Origin of the sequence: Mesorhizobium sp. B2-5-7, from assembly GCF_006440875.1 — a bacterium.
In the GTDB taxonomy this organism is placed as follows: Bacteria; Pseudomonadota; Alphaproteobacteria; order Rhizobiales; family Rhizobiaceae; genus Mesorhizobium; species Mesorhizobium australicum.
The window spans coordinates 1,125,076-1,139,346 of sequence record NZ_VFUO01000001.1; the positions used below are offsets into that span (position 1 = coordinate 1,125,076).

General features: G+C 63.7%; 16 protein-coding genes. 6 read left to right on the forward strand and 10 right to left on the reverse strand.

All coding sequences use genetic code 11. From position 1 onward, the window contains the following. Positions 1-2: 2 nt before the first annotated feature. The gene (locus FJ543_RS05620) at positions 3-509 is read right to left on the reverse strand and encodes a DUF1993 family protein (RefSeq protein WP_015318115.1); all 507 of its coding nucleotides are present in this window, start codon (positions 507-509) and stop codon (positions 3-5) included. 140 nt (positions 510-649) lie between these two features. Here FJ543_RS05620 and FJ543_RS05625 point away from each other — a divergent pair, with 140 nt between their 5' ends. After that, complete coding sequence (locus FJ543_RS05625) at positions 650-1,699, forward strand: DUF1176 domain-containing protein (protein ID WP_140874085.1); 1,050 nt, start codon at positions 650-652, stop codon at positions 1,697-1,699. Between the two features lie 19 nt (positions 1,700-1,718). On the opposite strand, the gene FJ543_RS05630 is transcribed toward FJ543_RS05625, so the two are convergent. Genes FJ543_RS05630 through FJ543_RS05660 form a run of 7 tightly spaced genes read right to left on the reverse strand, consistent with a single transcriptional unit; the run spans position 1,719 to position 8,057 of the window. Next, a complete protein-coding gene (locus FJ543_RS05630; RefSeq protein ID WP_181173909.1) occupies positions 1,719-2,612 on the reverse strand; it encodes an alpha/beta fold hydrolase in 894 nt (297 codons plus the stop codon). A gap of 31 nt (positions 2,613-2,643) precedes the next feature. Beyond that, positions 2,644-4,254: a molybdopterin-binding/glycosyltransferase family 2 protein gene (locus tag FJ543_RS05635; protein ID WP_140874086.1), complete on the reverse strand. Its 1,611-nt coding sequence runs from the start codon at positions 4,252-4,254 to the stop codon at positions 2,644-2,646. Then, on the reverse strand, positions 4,251-4,955 hold the full coding sequence (locus tag FJ543_RS05640; protein WP_140874088.1) for an XdhC family protein: 705 nt from the start codon (positions 4,953-4,955) through the stop codon (positions 4,251-4,253). Before FJ543_RS05640 ends, FJ543_RS05635 begins: the two co-directional genes overlap by 4 nt. Positions 4,956-4,961: 6 nt before the next feature. Beyond that, a complete protein-coding gene (locus FJ543_RS05645; protein WP_015318120.1) occupies positions 4,962-5,300 on the reverse strand; it encodes an XdhC family protein in 339 nt (112 codons plus the stop codon). Between the two features lie 48 nt (positions 5,301-5,348). Then, positions 5,349-6,599: a VWA domain-containing protein gene (locus tag FJ543_RS05650; RefSeq protein ID WP_181173910.1), complete on the reverse strand. Its 1,251-nt coding sequence runs from the start codon at positions 6,597-6,599 to the stop codon at positions 5,349-5,351. A gap of 4 nt (positions 6,600-6,603) precedes the next feature. Next, on the reverse strand, positions 6,604-7,533 hold the full coding sequence (locus tag FJ543_RS05655; RefSeq protein ID WP_140874092.1) for a MoxR family ATPase: 930 nt from the start codon (positions 7,531-7,533) through the stop codon (positions 6,604-6,606). Further along, positions 7,530-8,057 (reverse strand): flavin reductase, encoded by a 528-nt coding sequence (locus FJ543_RS05660; protein ID WP_140874094.1) that lies wholly within the window; start codon positions 8,055-8,057, stop codon positions 7,530-7,532. The genes FJ543_RS05655 and FJ543_RS05660 overlap by 4 nt, the downstream gene beginning before the upstream one ends. Before the next feature lie 179 nt (positions 8,058-8,236). Here FJ543_RS05660 and FJ543_RS05665 point away from each other — a divergent pair, with 179 nt between their 5' ends. Beyond that, positions 8,237-9,310, forward strand: coding sequence for an ABC transporter substrate-binding protein (locus FJ543_RS05665; RefSeq protein ID WP_140874096.1), 1,074 nt, complete (start codon positions 8,237-8,239; stop codon positions 9,308-9,310). Continuing rightward, positions 9,310-10,332, forward strand: a complete 1,023-nt coding sequence (locus FJ543_RS05670; protein WP_140874098.1) for a P1 family peptidase — start codon at positions 9,310-9,312, stop codon at positions 10,330-10,332. The genes FJ543_RS05665 and FJ543_RS05670 overlap by 1 nt, the downstream gene beginning before the upstream one ends. A gap of 17 nt (positions 10,333-10,349) precedes the next feature. Here FJ543_RS05670 and FJ543_RS05675 read toward each other — a convergent pair whose 3' ends face one another. Beyond that, positions 10,350-10,604, reverse strand: coding sequence for a DUF2171 domain-containing protein (locus FJ543_RS05675; protein ID WP_015318126.1), 255 nt, complete (start codon positions 10,602-10,604; stop codon positions 10,350-10,352). A gap of 146 nt (positions 10,605-10,750) precedes the next feature. Here FJ543_RS05675 and FJ543_RS05680 point away from each other — a divergent pair, with 146 nt between their 5' ends. The 3 genes from FJ543_RS05680 to purB are packed head-to-tail and all read left to right on the forward strand — an operon-like array spanning position 10,751 to position 13,362. Then, positions 10,751-11,473, forward strand: a complete 723-nt coding sequence (locus tag FJ543_RS05680; protein WP_140717422.1) for a DUF2259 domain-containing protein — start codon at positions 10,751-10,753, stop codon at positions 11,471-11,473. 56 nt (positions 11,474-11,529) lie between these two features. Further along, on the forward strand, positions 11,530-11,994 hold the full coding sequence (locus FJ543_RS05685) for a hypothetical protein (protein WP_015318128.1): 465 nt from the start codon (positions 11,530-11,532) through the stop codon (positions 11,992-11,994). Positions 11,995-12,054: 60 nt separating this feature from the next. Continuing rightward, a complete protein-coding gene (gene purB / locus FJ543_RS05690; RefSeq protein ID WP_140720640.1) occupies positions 12,055-13,362 on the forward strand; it encodes an adenylosuccinate lyase in 1,308 nt (435 codons plus the stop codon). A gap of 49 nt (positions 13,363-13,411) precedes the next feature. Here the strand turns inward: purB and FJ543_RS05695 are convergent, their stop codons facing one another. Beyond that, the gene (locus FJ543_RS05695) at positions 13,412-14,224 is read right to left on the reverse strand and encodes a VOC family protein (protein ID WP_140874100.1); all 813 of its coding nucleotides are present in this window, start codon (positions 14,222-14,224) and stop codon (positions 13,412-13,414) included. Positions 14,225-14,271 lie beyond the last annotated feature (47 nt).

Sequence of the window (14,271 nt, forward strand, 5' to 3'; positions counted from 1 at the left end):
TCTCAACGCGATCCCAGGAATGTCGCCTTGCCCAACGGCACGCCATTGTGGCGCAGGATGTCGTAGGCGGTGGTCAGGTGGAAATAGAAATTGGGCATGGCCACATGCAGCAGATATTGCATGCCGCTCAGCGTCGTTTCCCGGCCCCCCAGCTTCAGTTCGATCATCCGGTCATCCGACCCGTCGATATCGGCTGCGGAAAAAGTCGCCAGGTAGGCGACCGTCTTGGCGAGCCTCGCTTCGAGATCGGCGAAGCTTGCTTCATTGTCCTCATATTTAGGCACTTCGCGGCCGGCCAGCCGTGAAGGCGCGCCCTTGGCATGGTCGGTTGCGATCTGCACCTGCCTGGCAAGTGCGAACATGTCGGGCGCCAGCCGCGCCGTCAAAAACACCTGCGGGTCGATCTTGCGGTCAAGCGCATTCTGTTCGGCTGCAGCCAGCACACTGGAAAGTGCTTTCAGCCTGGCTGAAAACACGGGCACGGATGCCTCATACATCGATATCGTCACGTCGGATCTCCTGTCCGGCAGGAACGCCGGCGGGAGGACGTAGCGCTCTCAGGCGCGATTCTTCAAGCGGCGGGCGCATGGCGTCACCACGTCGCCGCAATCGCCGTGGTAGAATCTTCGTTATCGAGCGGAGATCCCCGATGACACGCGCCCTTTTCGCAGCGACTGCCCTTCTCTCCCTTGCCACGACAGGCCACGCGGCATTGGCCGCAGCCGATACGCCCGAAGCGCCTTACGTCGATGATCGGTCGAGCGCGGATGCGGTCGTGCGCTCACTCTACAGCGCCATCAACCGGCATGAATTCGCCCGCGCCTGGGGCTACTTCGGTGATACAAAGCCGGCAAAGGATTTCGACACGTTCGTCAAAGGCTATGACGGCACCGACAAGGTGGAGGTCAAGACCGGTCCGATTTCGGACGAGGGCGCGGCGGGCAGCATCTATTACAACGTCCCGGTCGCCATCCAGGCAACCGACAAGAAGGGCGAGGCGAAGGTTTTCGCCGGCTGCTATACGCTGCGCCAGGTCAACGCCCAGATCCAGGCGCCGCCGTTCCAGCCTATCTTCATCGACAAGGGAGCGCTGAAGCCCTCCACAGCCGACTTCGACGAGGCGTTGCCGCCAAGCTGCGGCGACGGCCCGCCGCCGCCGAAAAAGGACACCGCACTGGAACAGGCCAAGAAGGCCTTCCTGGCGACCTATGGCGACCAATGCGACAAGGACCGCCTGGCCAATGAGCCGGAGGTCTTTTCGATCAAATACAAGGACAGGAATGCTCAGCCGAACGATCCTGACAAGGAGACCCGGCTGTTCCACTTCTCCTGCTCGGCCGCCGCCTACAATGAAAGCTCGGTCTATTACATGACCGACGAGGTGGACGGTGTCAGGCAATTGCAGTTCGCCGAGCCGGAGACCGATATACGCTACGAGAACAACGACAGCGACGGCAAGCTGTTGAGTGTAACGGTGATCGGCTTCCGGACCACAGGGTGGGCGGTCAATTCCGACTATGACCAGAATGCTCACACCATCACCACGTTCAACAAATGGCGCGGCGTCGGCGATGCTTCGGATGCCGGGACATATCTGTTCCGCAACGGCGATTTCTCGCTGGTCCAGTATGACGTCGACGCGTCCTATGACGGCGAGGAGAACCCGCAGACGATCGTCGACTACAACACCGCGCCTTAGATCCTCTAGCGCGTCAGGCTTATGGTGCCTTCGACAGCATCCAGTCGAGCGTGCCGCGCCAGTCTACCATGCGGATCGGCGTGCCGTGCGTGCCGGTCTCGAAGCGGACGAAGCGGGTCGGATAGTTTTTTGATTTGGCAAGGATGGAGCGGAAGAACGCTTCCTGGTTGGCCACCGGAAAAACCACGTCGTGGCTGCCCTGGCCGAAGAACACTGGCACGCGACGCTTGAAGGCGGGACTGCCGAGAAAGCCCTCGTCCCACAGCGATCCGAGCAGCAGCAGTCCATTCACGCGGCCACCAGTATCCTTGCGTGCGGCAAGTTTCCAGCACAGCGCGCCGCCCATCGAGCCGCAGGCGACGAAGATTTTCGCGCCCGGAGACTGTTCGGCATAATGGTCGATCAGGGCCGCGACCAGTGCCGCGCCCTTGTCGCCGAAATCAGGAAAATCCGGAGAAATATAGAGCCCGCCATTGCCGGCCATCAGGTTCTTGAGCCGGTTGAAATTGCCGCCGAAGGTGAAATCGTCGACGCCTTGCTTGCGGCTGCCGCCCTGCCCATGCAGGTAAAGCACGATGATGGCGGCTCCTTGCGTCTTGCCGACGGCGACATGCCTGACATCGCCCGCGTCGGTCTTCAGCATCAGATCCTGCTGCACCTTGCGCACGCCGGTGTCGGTGTACTGGGCATGCACGCGCTTTTCCGGCACCTCGTCGCGCTGGTTGATGTCGCGCATCTCGCGGTAGTCGAGGACCGTGTAGGCGCCGTTGCTGTCGGACGAGAGCGTCACCGGATAGGCGAAGAGATCGTCCTTGAAGGGTTTCAGGGACAAGGTGTCGGCACTGGCGGCCGAGGAAAACAAGAAAAGCATTGCCGTGACGAAAGCGCGGCACGCGACGGTACGAATAGCCATACCGCAGGCATGCTAATGCCGCCTCCGTTTGTCAATCCTGCAGCACGCCGCCAGCGCCTTCCAGTGCCTCTCGGGTGTCGACATCGACGGACGCGCCCTCCCCGATCTCGACATCGATGACATCGAGCCCTTCGGCCTCGACCAGATGGCGAGCGCCGGTGTCGCCTTCGAGATGGGCGATTGCCGCGAATAACGAGCGCGGCAAAAGCACCGGGTTGCCGCGTTTGCCTTGGTGCGTGGCACGGACCACCGAGTTGCCGCCGGCCCTGCGGAAGGCATCGATAAGCCTGTCGAGGTCGTCGGATGCGACACCCGGCATGTCTCCCAGAACGATCATCGCACCAGCGGCGTCTTCGGGCAGATAGGCAGTGCCGGCCTTAAGCGAGGTCGACAGACCATCGGCAAAATCGGGATTGTCGGCGAAGGTGACGTCGAGGCCCGACAATGCCGCGCGCACCCGCTCGCGCTGATGACCGGTGACGACGATCGTGCCCGAAGCCTTCGAGGCGAGAGCGCGTTCGGCGGTGCGGCGCACCAGCGGCTGGCCGTCGAACAGCGCCATCAGCTTGTTCGGCCCGCCCATGCGGCTCGACCGGCCCGCCGCCAGAAGCACGATCCCGACCTTGAGCCGACTTTTGGCCGGCAGCGGCTCGCGCGGCTGCGGCCGCGTCGGTATCTCCATCAGCAGGCCGCCGACGCCCATGCCGGCGATGTCGCGCGCGGTGACGTCCAGGCCGGCAATCAATCGGTTGAGCACCCAGTCGAAGCCGTTCTCCTTGGGGCTGCGGGCGCAGCCAGGCGCGCCGATGATGCGCTTGCCGCCGAGTGTGCCGAGCACCAGCAGATTGCCGGGATCGACCGGCATGCCCGCGCGGATAACGGTACCGCCCGCCCTCTCGATCGCCGCTGGAACGACGTCGGCGAAATCGCTCATGGCGGAAGCCCCGAAGATCACCACCATGTCGTTGTCGCGCGCGAGCGCGATGGCGGCCTCTGCGACAGGGGCGATCTCATGCGGCGTACGGCGCTCCGCCGTCAGCCTGCCGCCGGAGCGCGCCAGCCGGGCTTCGGTGACGCGTAGCGTCTTGTCGAGCACGGTTGGTTTGGTGCCCGGCAGCACCGTCTGGACGACGCCGACACGCATCGGCCGATAGGCGTTGACGGCAAAAATTTCGCCGCTGGCGCAGATTTCCGTCACGGCAGCCACCAACGAGGAAGAGACCGCGAAGGGGATGATCTTCACCGTCGCGACCATCTGGCCCTTTTCGACCGACGCGTGCTGGGCCAGCGTCGCGATGGTGATGGCAGGATCGACCGCATTGATCGCATCGATGACAGCGGCATTGACGGTGAAGATGCCAGCCGCCTTGGCGTGGAGATTGACCCGGCCGGTAGCGGCGGGCTTCGCCTCGATGCCGCCTAAGGTCATGCTTTCGGCAATTTTTTGCGCCGCGGCGTCCTCGCCGAGATCGTCCGGCGCCAGCACGGCCGCAACGACCTGCGAAACACCTGCCCCCTTGAGCGTGGAGACATCTTCGGCGCTCAGCCTGTGCGCCTTGCGAAATCGCTTTTCGCCGGCCGCGGTCGAATGCGCCAGCACCGCCCCTTCGGCCGCGTCGATCGGGATCGGACCGAATTTCACGCCGCCGCGCCCTTCGCATCGAGGCCGCGCGAGCGGAAGGCAAGAATGGTCTGCGCGAGAATGGCGACGGCGATCTCGGCGGGGCTTGCCGCCCCAATGTCCAGCCCGATCGGCGCGTGGATACGCGCGATCTGGTCCGCACTCGCGCCCAACGCCAGCAGGCGCTCGACGCGCTTGGCATGCGTCTTTCGGCTGCCGAGCGCTCCGACATAGAAGCAGTTGGCGTCGAGTGCCGCCTTCAACGCGAAATCGTCGATCTTCGGGTCATGGGTGACGGCGGCGAGCCCGGTGTAAGCGTCGAGCGGCTGGCGTTCCAGCACGTCCTGCGGCCAGTCGGCATGCAAGGCGACATCGGGAAAGCGGTCCGATGTGGCAAAGGCGGTGCGCGGATCGATGATCTCCAAGGGATAGCCTGCGATCCGGGCCATCGGCGCGAGCGCCTGACTGATATGCACGGCGCCGATCACCACCAGACGCGGCCGCGGCAGATGCGCATTGAGGAAGAAGGTCCGCCCTTCCGCCTCGACGGACCCCGAATTGCCGGATCGAAACGCCTTGGCGATCGCCGCACCGAGATCGCCGGCGACCTGATCGCCCTCCCGCACGATACGGTCGCGACCATCACCGAGATCAGTGACGAGGATCGCCGCGCGGCGGGCGCGCCGCTCGGCATTGAGCGTCTTCAGCGCATAAGGATCCATCGGAGGTCAGCCCAATCGCTCAACATAAACCTTGATGCGGCCGCCGCAGGACAGGCCGACTTGCCAGGCGGTCTCATCGGCAACACCGAACTCCAGCATCCTGGCTTTGCCGGAGCCGATGACGTCGACCGCCTCGGTCACGACAGCGCCCTCGACGCAACCGCCCGAAACTGAGCCGTGGAAATTGCCATCGGCATCGATGACAAGGTGGCTGCCGACCGGGCGCGGCGCTGAACCCCAGGTCTCGACCACGGTCGCCACTGCGACATCCTTGCCGTCCTTCATCCAGGCTTCCGCGATGATCAGCGGGTCGCGGGCCTCATCGAGATAAAGACTGTCACTCATCGTTGCTTCTCTCAGGGTCTGTTTTTCCAAAAGCCGGAAAATATATGGCTATGCGGCGCGCCTTGCGCCAGCATCCATCCACCGCCGTGGATCGACGGAAAGGACCGATTTCTTGTCCAGCGAGGCGCAGAGATCGGCGAGCGCGTCGAGATTGTGAACCGAGCGGAATTCGTCGACATGCGGCAGCATCGCCTTGACGCCGCGGGCGCGCGCCTGAAAACCATCGAAGCGCAACAACGGATTGAGCCAGATCAGCCGCCGGCAGGATTTATGCAGCCGTTCCATTTCTTCCGCTAAGCCCCCTATATCGTCGCGCTCCAGCCCGTCGGTGATCAGAAGCACCACCGCGCCCTGTCCCAGCACACGTCGCGACCATACAAGGTTGAACTCGGCCAGCGTATCGCCGATGCGCGTGCCACCCGACCAGTCCTTGACCGCCGCCGAGCAATCGGCAAGGGCGGCATCGGGATCGCCGTGGCGCATCTGCCGGGTCAGGTTGGTCAGCCGCGTGCCGAAGACGAAAGTGTGCACGCGCCGGCGCTTTTCCGTCAGCGCATGCAGGAAATGCAGGAAGATGCGCGTGTATTGGCTCATCGAACCGGAAATATCGGCCAGCACCACCAGGGGCGGATGAACTTCGCGGACCGAGCGGAATTTCGGCAGGATCAATTCACCGCCGGTGCGCGCCGCCGAGCGCATCATGGCACGTGGATCGATGCGGCGGCCATGCGCATCGGCCTTGAAGCGTCTGGTCCGCACCATGTCGACAGGCAGCCGCAACGCCGCGATCGCCTTCCGGGCGTCAGCCATCTCGACTGCGTTCATCTGCGCGAAGTCCTTGCCCCGCAACAGCTCGTTGCCGGAGAAGGTGAAGCGGGCGTCGACCTCGATCTCAGGGACTTCCTGAGGCGTCTGGTTTTTCCGATGACCCTCGAACATCGCCTGGCTGACGCGATTTTCAGCCGCGCGCGGCTTCTGCTTCTGCCTGACGTCAGGCGCCACCGGTGAAAACATCGCCAGCAGCTTCTCGATCAATTCGCGCGATTTCCAGAACAGCCGGAAAGCTTCGTCGAAGGTGGCATGATCCTCATGCCGCGAGACCAGAACGGCGTGCAGGGTCCAGTAAAAGTCATCACGCGAGCCGATGCCGGCGACGAGCACCGCCTCGATCGCGTCCTTGACCGAAGCGGGCCCGACCCGCATGCCGGCCTTGCGCAAGGCGCGGGCGAAATAGACGATGTTGTCGGCGATCCGGCCGTCCGCCGTCGCCTCTCCAGGGTCGGGTCGGGACGCCTTCACCACCCTACTCCGCCGCCGCGAGCTCGGCCTTGACCTCATCGAGGATGCGCCGGCCGTCGCCCGCGCCGATGCGGGCAATGTCGTCCTGGTATTTCAGCAGCACCCCGATCGTGTCGGACACGGTCTCCGGATCGAGCGCCACCTTGTCGAGTTCGGTTAGCGCGCCGGCCCAGTCGATGGTTTCGGCGACGCCCGGCACCTTGAACAGCTCGATCTGGCGCAGCTTCTGGATGAAGGACACCACTTCGGCCGAAAGCCGCTGGTTGGCTCGAGGCACCTTGCGGCGCACGATCTCCAGTTCGCGCTCGGCATTGGGGTAGTCGACCCAGTGATAAAGGCAGCGCCGCTTCAGCGCATCGTGGATTTCGCGGGTGCGGTTGGTGGTGATGATGACGATCGGCGGCTCTTCCGCCTTGATCGTGCCGAGTTCAGGGACAGTCACCTGGAAGTCGGAGAGGATTTCGAGCAGGAAGGCTTCGAAGGCTTCGTCGGTGCGGTCGAGTTCGTCGATCAGGAAAACCGGGGCTGCGCCCGTCTTGCCGGTCAGCGCATCGAGCACCGGCCGGCGGATCAGGTACTTTTCGGAGAAAACGTTACGCTCCATGGCGGAGCGGTCGACCTTGCCGGTGGCCTCCTCCATGCGGATTTCGATCATCTGCGCGGCGTAATTCCACTCATAAACGGCCGAGGAGACATCGAGCCCCTCATAACACTGCAGACGGATCAGCCGGCGGCCAAGCGCCTCGGCCAACACCTTGGCGATCTCGGTCTTGCCGACGCCGGCCTCGCCTTCGAGGAATAGCGGCCGTCTCATGCGCAGAGACAGGAAAAGCACCGTTGCCAGCGACCGGTCCGCGACGTAGTCCGCGCCGGTCAGGAGATCGAGCGTTTCATCGATCGTCCGCGGCACGGGGCGCGGTTTCAAGTCGCTCATTCCTTCTCCGTGGGTGCGGCGGCCCCACTTTCCAGGACGTGGTAGCCGCGGGCGTGATAGATCAGCGGCCGCAAATTATCGCCCATACGCAGGCCTGTCACCTTGCCAAAAAGCACACGATGGGTGGCCAGGTCCTTGGTGTCGATCAGTTCACAGTCGAACACGGCGAGCGCGCCCTTCAGCGTCGGCGCGCCGGTGGAAATCACATCCCATTCGCCGAGCGCGAAGCGCTCTTCGACCGGCAGGCCAGTCATGCCGGAAAATCCAATCGACAGCGGCTCCTGGTGCGAAGCCAGCGTGTTCAGGGCAAATTTGCCGTTCTTCACGAACAGCTCATTCTTGGGATTTTCACGATTGAGGCAGACCAGGATGGTCGGCGGCGTATCCGACACAGAACATGCCGCGATCACCGTCGTCCCGCGCTTTCCGGCGGGTCCGTCGGTGGTCACCACATGGACATGACCGGCAAAATGACTCATCGCGTCGCGATAGGCCTGCGGTCCAATATCGTTCTTCTTCAGCACTGGAAGATTCCATGGCCATTGTTCACCTGACATATATGGCCAGACATCACATGCCACAAGCGAAGTGCTTGGCCCATATCCCGAATTCGCGTGTTGCACCAAGGCCGGGCAGCCTTTAGGTCTTGGCGGGAATTTGACGCCTGCGCGACGTCGCGGGCTTGGAGGAATTCTTCGGCAGCATGCGATCCGGGGCAACCATAACCGCAGCGCTGGCCTGGCTGTTCATGGCCGGCGCCGCCAGCGCACAGACGCTCACGATTGGTGTCGCAGCACCCCTGTCGGGACCATCGGCCATCCTCGGCAGGCAGATCGAGGCTGGCGCCGGGCTCGCGGCAGAGGTGGACGGCATCCAACTCAAGACCGTTGATGACGCTTGCACCGGCGACGGCGGCGCCGCGGCGGCCAGGGAATTCGTGGCAGCCAAGGTCAATGTGGTGATCGGCTTCCTCTGCACGGAGGCGATCGAGGCGGCGATGCCTGTCCTTAAGGACGCCAATATTCCCGCCATCACCGTTGGTGTGCGAACCGAAAGCCTGACCGACCGCCGCGCCAAGACCGGCTGGCCGGTTTATCGCCTCGGCCCGCGAGGCGACGACGAGCGCAATGCCGTCGCCTCCACCCTTACCCGCCTATGGCAGAACGAGCTGTTCGCGATCATCGACGACGGCACCATCTATGGCCGTGAGATGGCGGAGACATTTCGTGCTGCTGCCGAGCAGGCGGCACTGAAACCGGTCTTCGTCGACACGTTCCGGCCGCAGCTCGACAACCAGATCGGCCTGGTGGGACGGCTGAAAAAGGCCGGCGCCACGCATGTCTTTGCCGGCGGCGACGGCGACGACATCGCCATTATGGGGCGCGATGCCGCCCAGCTCCAGACGGGCATCGTCCTTGCCGGCGGCGAAAACCTGCGCACGCCGCCCGGCGACGTGCCTTACGCGACCGGCACGCTGATGATCGCGCCACCCGAATGGGCCGATGTCGCGGATCCCAAAGTGCTGGAAAGCTTCTCCGCGCACAAGATCGTGCCGGACGGCTACGCCCTGCCGGCTTATGCTGCGGTCGAGATCGCCAAGGCCGCATCGTCGGACGCAGCAGGCTCCGGCGGGCCGCTGGCCGAGGCACTCACCGGGCATGATTTCACCACGGCGATCGGACCGGTCCGCTTCGACGACAAGGGCGACCTCAGCCAGAGCCTCTACCGTGTCTTCCGCTTCGACGGCACCCGCTTCGTGCCCTTGGAAAACAACTGATGTTCCGCACCGGTCCACGCAATCTCATCACCGATGTCATGGGCCTGCGCGTCGGCAATGCTTCCGACGCCAGGCTGAAGTCCGGCGTGACGACCGTCCTTTGCGACGAGCCGGCGGTCGCGGGAGTCCAGATTCTTGGCGGCGCGCCCGGCACCCGCGAGACGGATCTGCTGGAACCGCACAATTTGGTGGAGACGATCCATGCCGTGGTGCTGTCGGGCGGTTCTGCTTTCGGGCTCGATGCTGCCTCCGGCGTGCAGGCCGCACTGCGCGAACGCGGCATCGGCTTCGAGGTTGGCGGCTTCCGCGTACCGATCGTGCCGGCGGCGATCCTCTTCGACCTGCGCAATGGCGGCGACAAGGACTGGGGCCGCTATCCCCCCTATCGCGACCTCGGCTACGAGTCGGTGCAGACTGCCGCTGTCGATTTCCAATTTGGCACGGCGGGCGCCGGAACCGGTGCACTGACGTCGGGGCTGAAGGGTGGCCTGGGTTCCGCCTCGACACTGCTGGACAATGGGATCACCATCGGCGCGCTGGCCGCCGTCAACCCGACCGGCTCGGTGACCGTCGGCCGCACCCGCCATTTCTGGGCGGCACCCTTCGAAATCGGCGATGAATTCGGCGGGCTTGGTTATCCCTCGCCCATGCCCGAGGACGCGAAGCGGATTTTGCTGAAATACCGGGAAAAGGATCACGGACGGCAGATGGACAGCGGCGGCAACACGACCATCGCGGTCATTGCCACGGACGCGGTTCTCACCAAGGCCGCCGCCAAACGCCTGGCAATTTCGGCGCATGACGGCTTCGTACGCGCCATCTGGCCGACCCATACGCCGGCCGACGGCGACCTGGTGTTCGCGCTGGCCACCGGCAAGAGCGGGGTCGAACTGACCGCCGACGCGGCAATCGACCTCTACGCCGCCGCCGGCGCCACTATGGCGCGCGCCATCAGCCGTGGCGTGTTTGCCGCGACGGCAGCCGACAACGACCTGTTTCCCGTCTGGTCGTCACGTCGCTAGGCTGGCTAAAGCTTTGATCAAACCGGATCGGATTTTTCTTCCTCGAACGTCACCGCGACATCGGAATTCGCGGACAGCCACACCTTCTTGCCATCGACCTCGGCAACCAGGGCCAGGGAAATATAGTGGTGATGGCCCTTGTGAGCCCCCTCGCCACTGTCGGCCTTGGTCAGCTTGATGCGCTGACCATCGACCTTGTCGACGGTGCCGATATGCACGCCGTCGGCGCCGACGACGTCCATGTGCTCACGAATTTTGCTGGTGTCGGTCATGTTAGCTTCTCCATTGGGGTGGTTTCCCTTGGGACTGCCGACAATAACAAATGACGAGCGGTTTGGATGCATCGGCCTTGGTCCGCACGACGTTTTGATCTCGTCGTGCTAGGGATTGAAGCGATCAGGCCGAAGGAGCGATGACAATGCGGACGCTTTTCCTGTTTGCCGTTTGCCTGGCCACGCAGTTCGCGGCGTCGATTGCCCAGGCCGGCGATGTCGCGGAGCTCGAAATCCTGGGCTTCACCCGGGATGGCGGCGTGTTCGCCTTCGAGGAGTACGGCATCCAGGACGGGTCGGGCTTTCCCTATGCCAACCGGTATTACATCGACACGAGCAACGACAGCTTTCTCAAGGGCACGCCGGTCAGGGTCCGGCTCGACGACGAGAAGGCAACGCTCGACGCTGCCCGCCTTCAGGCCCGGCAAAAGGGGGAGGCCATTGTCAGCCAGGCCGAGCTGAGTGCCAACCGCGGCATCACCGCCGGCTCCAACCCGGTGACCGAGCTTTCGGCCGATCCACATCGCATAGTGGTCAATCCGCGACCGATCTTTTCCCCTGTCGACCAGCCGCTCGAGTTCCGGCTCGATGAGATCGGCATGAATGACACCGAAGGTTGCGCCAGCCAGGGCGAGATCAATGGCTTCCGGTTGCTGCGTATCGAGGCGCGGGATGGCGGCACCACCAAATTGCTGCACGAGGACAAAGCGATCCCCAAGAGCCGGGGCTGCCCGAACGGCTACCGCATCGGCGCGGTGCAGACGTTCTCGATGGACAGCCTCAGCGCTTATGCGGTGCTGATCGCGGTGCGCCAGTATGGCTTCGAAGGGCCGGACTTTCGCTGGATCGCCGTGACCGGCCGCCTGTGACAGAGCTTGTCCAACCCGTCAGGCGCAATCGCGCCCTGCACCACCTTCGCGGCGCCATGCCGACACTGCGTGCAGCGCTTCTCGGTGCGCTGCTGTGGGCCGCCGCCATGGGCGCCAGCGCACTCGTCAACCTGTTGCTGGACAATTGGGTGACGCCGGGCAAGATCCGCACCGTGTCCCTGCTGTTTGCCGTCGGCGGCGCCCTGGCCTTTCCGGTTGGCCTCTTTGCCGCACGGCTGGTTTCGCTCGGAAGGGGCCGGGAGGTCGCCTTCGCGGCGATATTCGTAGGGCTTGCTGCCGCAACGATCGGCCTCACCGCCCTGCTGTATGCCCTGCAATACCGCTCCTACTATGCCGAATGGCATGCGCCCGTATTCACCCTCACCTGGGGCTTTCAGCTCGCCTTCACGATGGCGGTGGCGTCCTACCAGTTCGTGGTGCTGGGCATCCGGCTCTATTTCCCGCTTGGTTTCGTCGCCTTGTTCGCCGTCAGCCTCTGGTTTGCACGGCAGCAGCGTTGAGCATTTGGCCCGCCTCTGTTAGGACGCGGACAAATCCCTCCGACACATCAGGAATGACCGATGATCCCTCGCTATTCCCGGCCGGAAATGGTCGCCATCTGGTCGCCCGAAACCCGGTTTCGCATCTGGTTCGAAATCGAAGCCCATGCCTGCGACGCGCTGGCCGAACTGGGCGTCATCCCCAAGGAGGCGGCCAAAACCATCTGGGAAAAGGGAAGCGCGGCCGAATTCGACGTCGAGAAGATCGACGCGATCGAGCGCGTCACCAAGCATGACGTTATCGCGTTCCTTACCCATCTTGCCGAATTCGTCGGGCCCGATGCACGCTTCATCCATCAGGGCATGACGTCTTCGGACGTGCTCGACACCTGCTTTGCGGTGCAACTCACCCGCGCCAGTGACATTCTGCTGGCCGACATCGATACGTTGCTTGCAGCGCTCAAGCGCCGCGCCTTCGAGCACAAGGACACCGTCACCATCGGCCGCAGCCACGGTATCCATGCCGAGCCGACGACCTTCGGCATAAAGCTTTCGCAGGCTTATGCCGAATTCTCGCGCTGCCGCGAGCGGCTGGTGCACGCGCGCGAAGACATTGCCACCTGTGCGATTTCGGGCGCGGTCGGCACCTTCGCCAACATCGAGCCCTATGTCGAGGAACATGTGGCGGCAAAGCTCGGACTGAAGCCGGAACCGGTGTCGACGCAGGTGATTCCGCGCGACCGCCACGCCATGTTCTTCGCGACCCTCGGCGTCATCGCCTCCTCGATCGAGCGGCTGGCGATCGAGGTCCGGCATCTGCAGCGCACCGAGGTGCTGGAAGCGGAAGAGTATTTTTCGCCGGGCCAGAAAGGCTCGTCGGCGATGCCGCACAAGCGCAACCCGGTGCTGACCGAAAACCTCACCGGCCTTGCCCGCATGGTGCGCTCCATGGCGCTGCCTGCGATGGAGAACGTGGCGCTCTGGCACGAGCGCGACATCTCGCACTCCTCGGTCGAGCGCATGATCGGCCCGGACGCCACCGTGACGCTCGATTTCGCGCTGTCACGCCTGACCAGCGTCGTCGACAAGCTGGTTGTCTATCCCGACAACATGCTAAACAACATGAACAAGTTTCGCGGCCTTGTGCATTCGCAACGCGTCATGCTGGCGCTGACGCAGGCCGGCCTGTCACGCGAAGATTCCTACCGGTTGGTGCAGCGCAACGCCATGAAGGTGTGGGAACAAGGCGCTGATTTTCTTGAGGAACTTCTGGCCGACAAGGAAGTGACAGCCGCGCTGCCGGAGGCGCAAATCCGCGAGAAATTCGACCTGGGCTACCACACCAAGCACGTCGACACGATCTTCAAGCGGGTTTTCGGAGGGGCATGAGCTTTCCTTCCCCCGTTTACGGGGAGAAAAAAGCCGTGGTGACGTCCAGTCAAGCCTTACCTGGCACGGTCCTGATCACCGTGCCCCAAGGATCTTCGCGGCTCGTTTCGCTGCTCACATTGTCCGAACGCATCTCGACCCAGGCAAGGCCCGAGCGGGAGGGGTCGCGGCGGCCGGCGCCGGCGCTTTGCCAGGCGTTGGCGCCGATGTGGTGGTGATAATGCCCCGACGACAGGAACACCGCCTGGCCGCCATATTTGGCGACCGTGTCGAAGCCGAATTCCTGGTTCCACCAGGCTTCGGCCTCTTCCGGTCTGCCGACGCGCAGGTGGACATGGCCGACAATGCTGTTTTCCGGCGCGCCTTGCCATCCCGCATCGCCGGCCGGCACTTCGGCAACGACAGACGGAATGTTCATCCGCTCGGTCGCCATGGCGATCTTGTCGCCGTTCCATTTCCAATCCTGCGGGCGGCGGTCGGCATAGATTTCGATGCCGTTGCCCTCGGGATCGGTCAGGTAGAGCGCTTCGCTGACCAGATGGTCCGAAGCGCCCTCGATAGCGATCTTGTCTGAGATGGCGTGGTTGATCCAGCGTCCGAGATCGGCACGGCTGGGCAGCAGGAAAGCCGTATGGAACAGGCCGGCGCTGCGCGGGTCGTCCGGTTTGGCAGAGCTGTCCGGCTCAAGCACCAGCAGCGGACGGCTGCCGGCGCCGAGCGTGATCGCGCCTTCGGCACGGCTCAATTCCTGCAGTCCGACGACTTTACGATAGTAGGCGGCAAGACTTTCGGCATCACGCGCCTTCAGACCGACGCGGGCGACGCTCACCGGGGTGGTGGCGGCAAATGGCAGTTCGCTCATCATTGTCTCCGTTGCGGCGACGTCTCGCGAAGGTCCCAAAGCCAGGA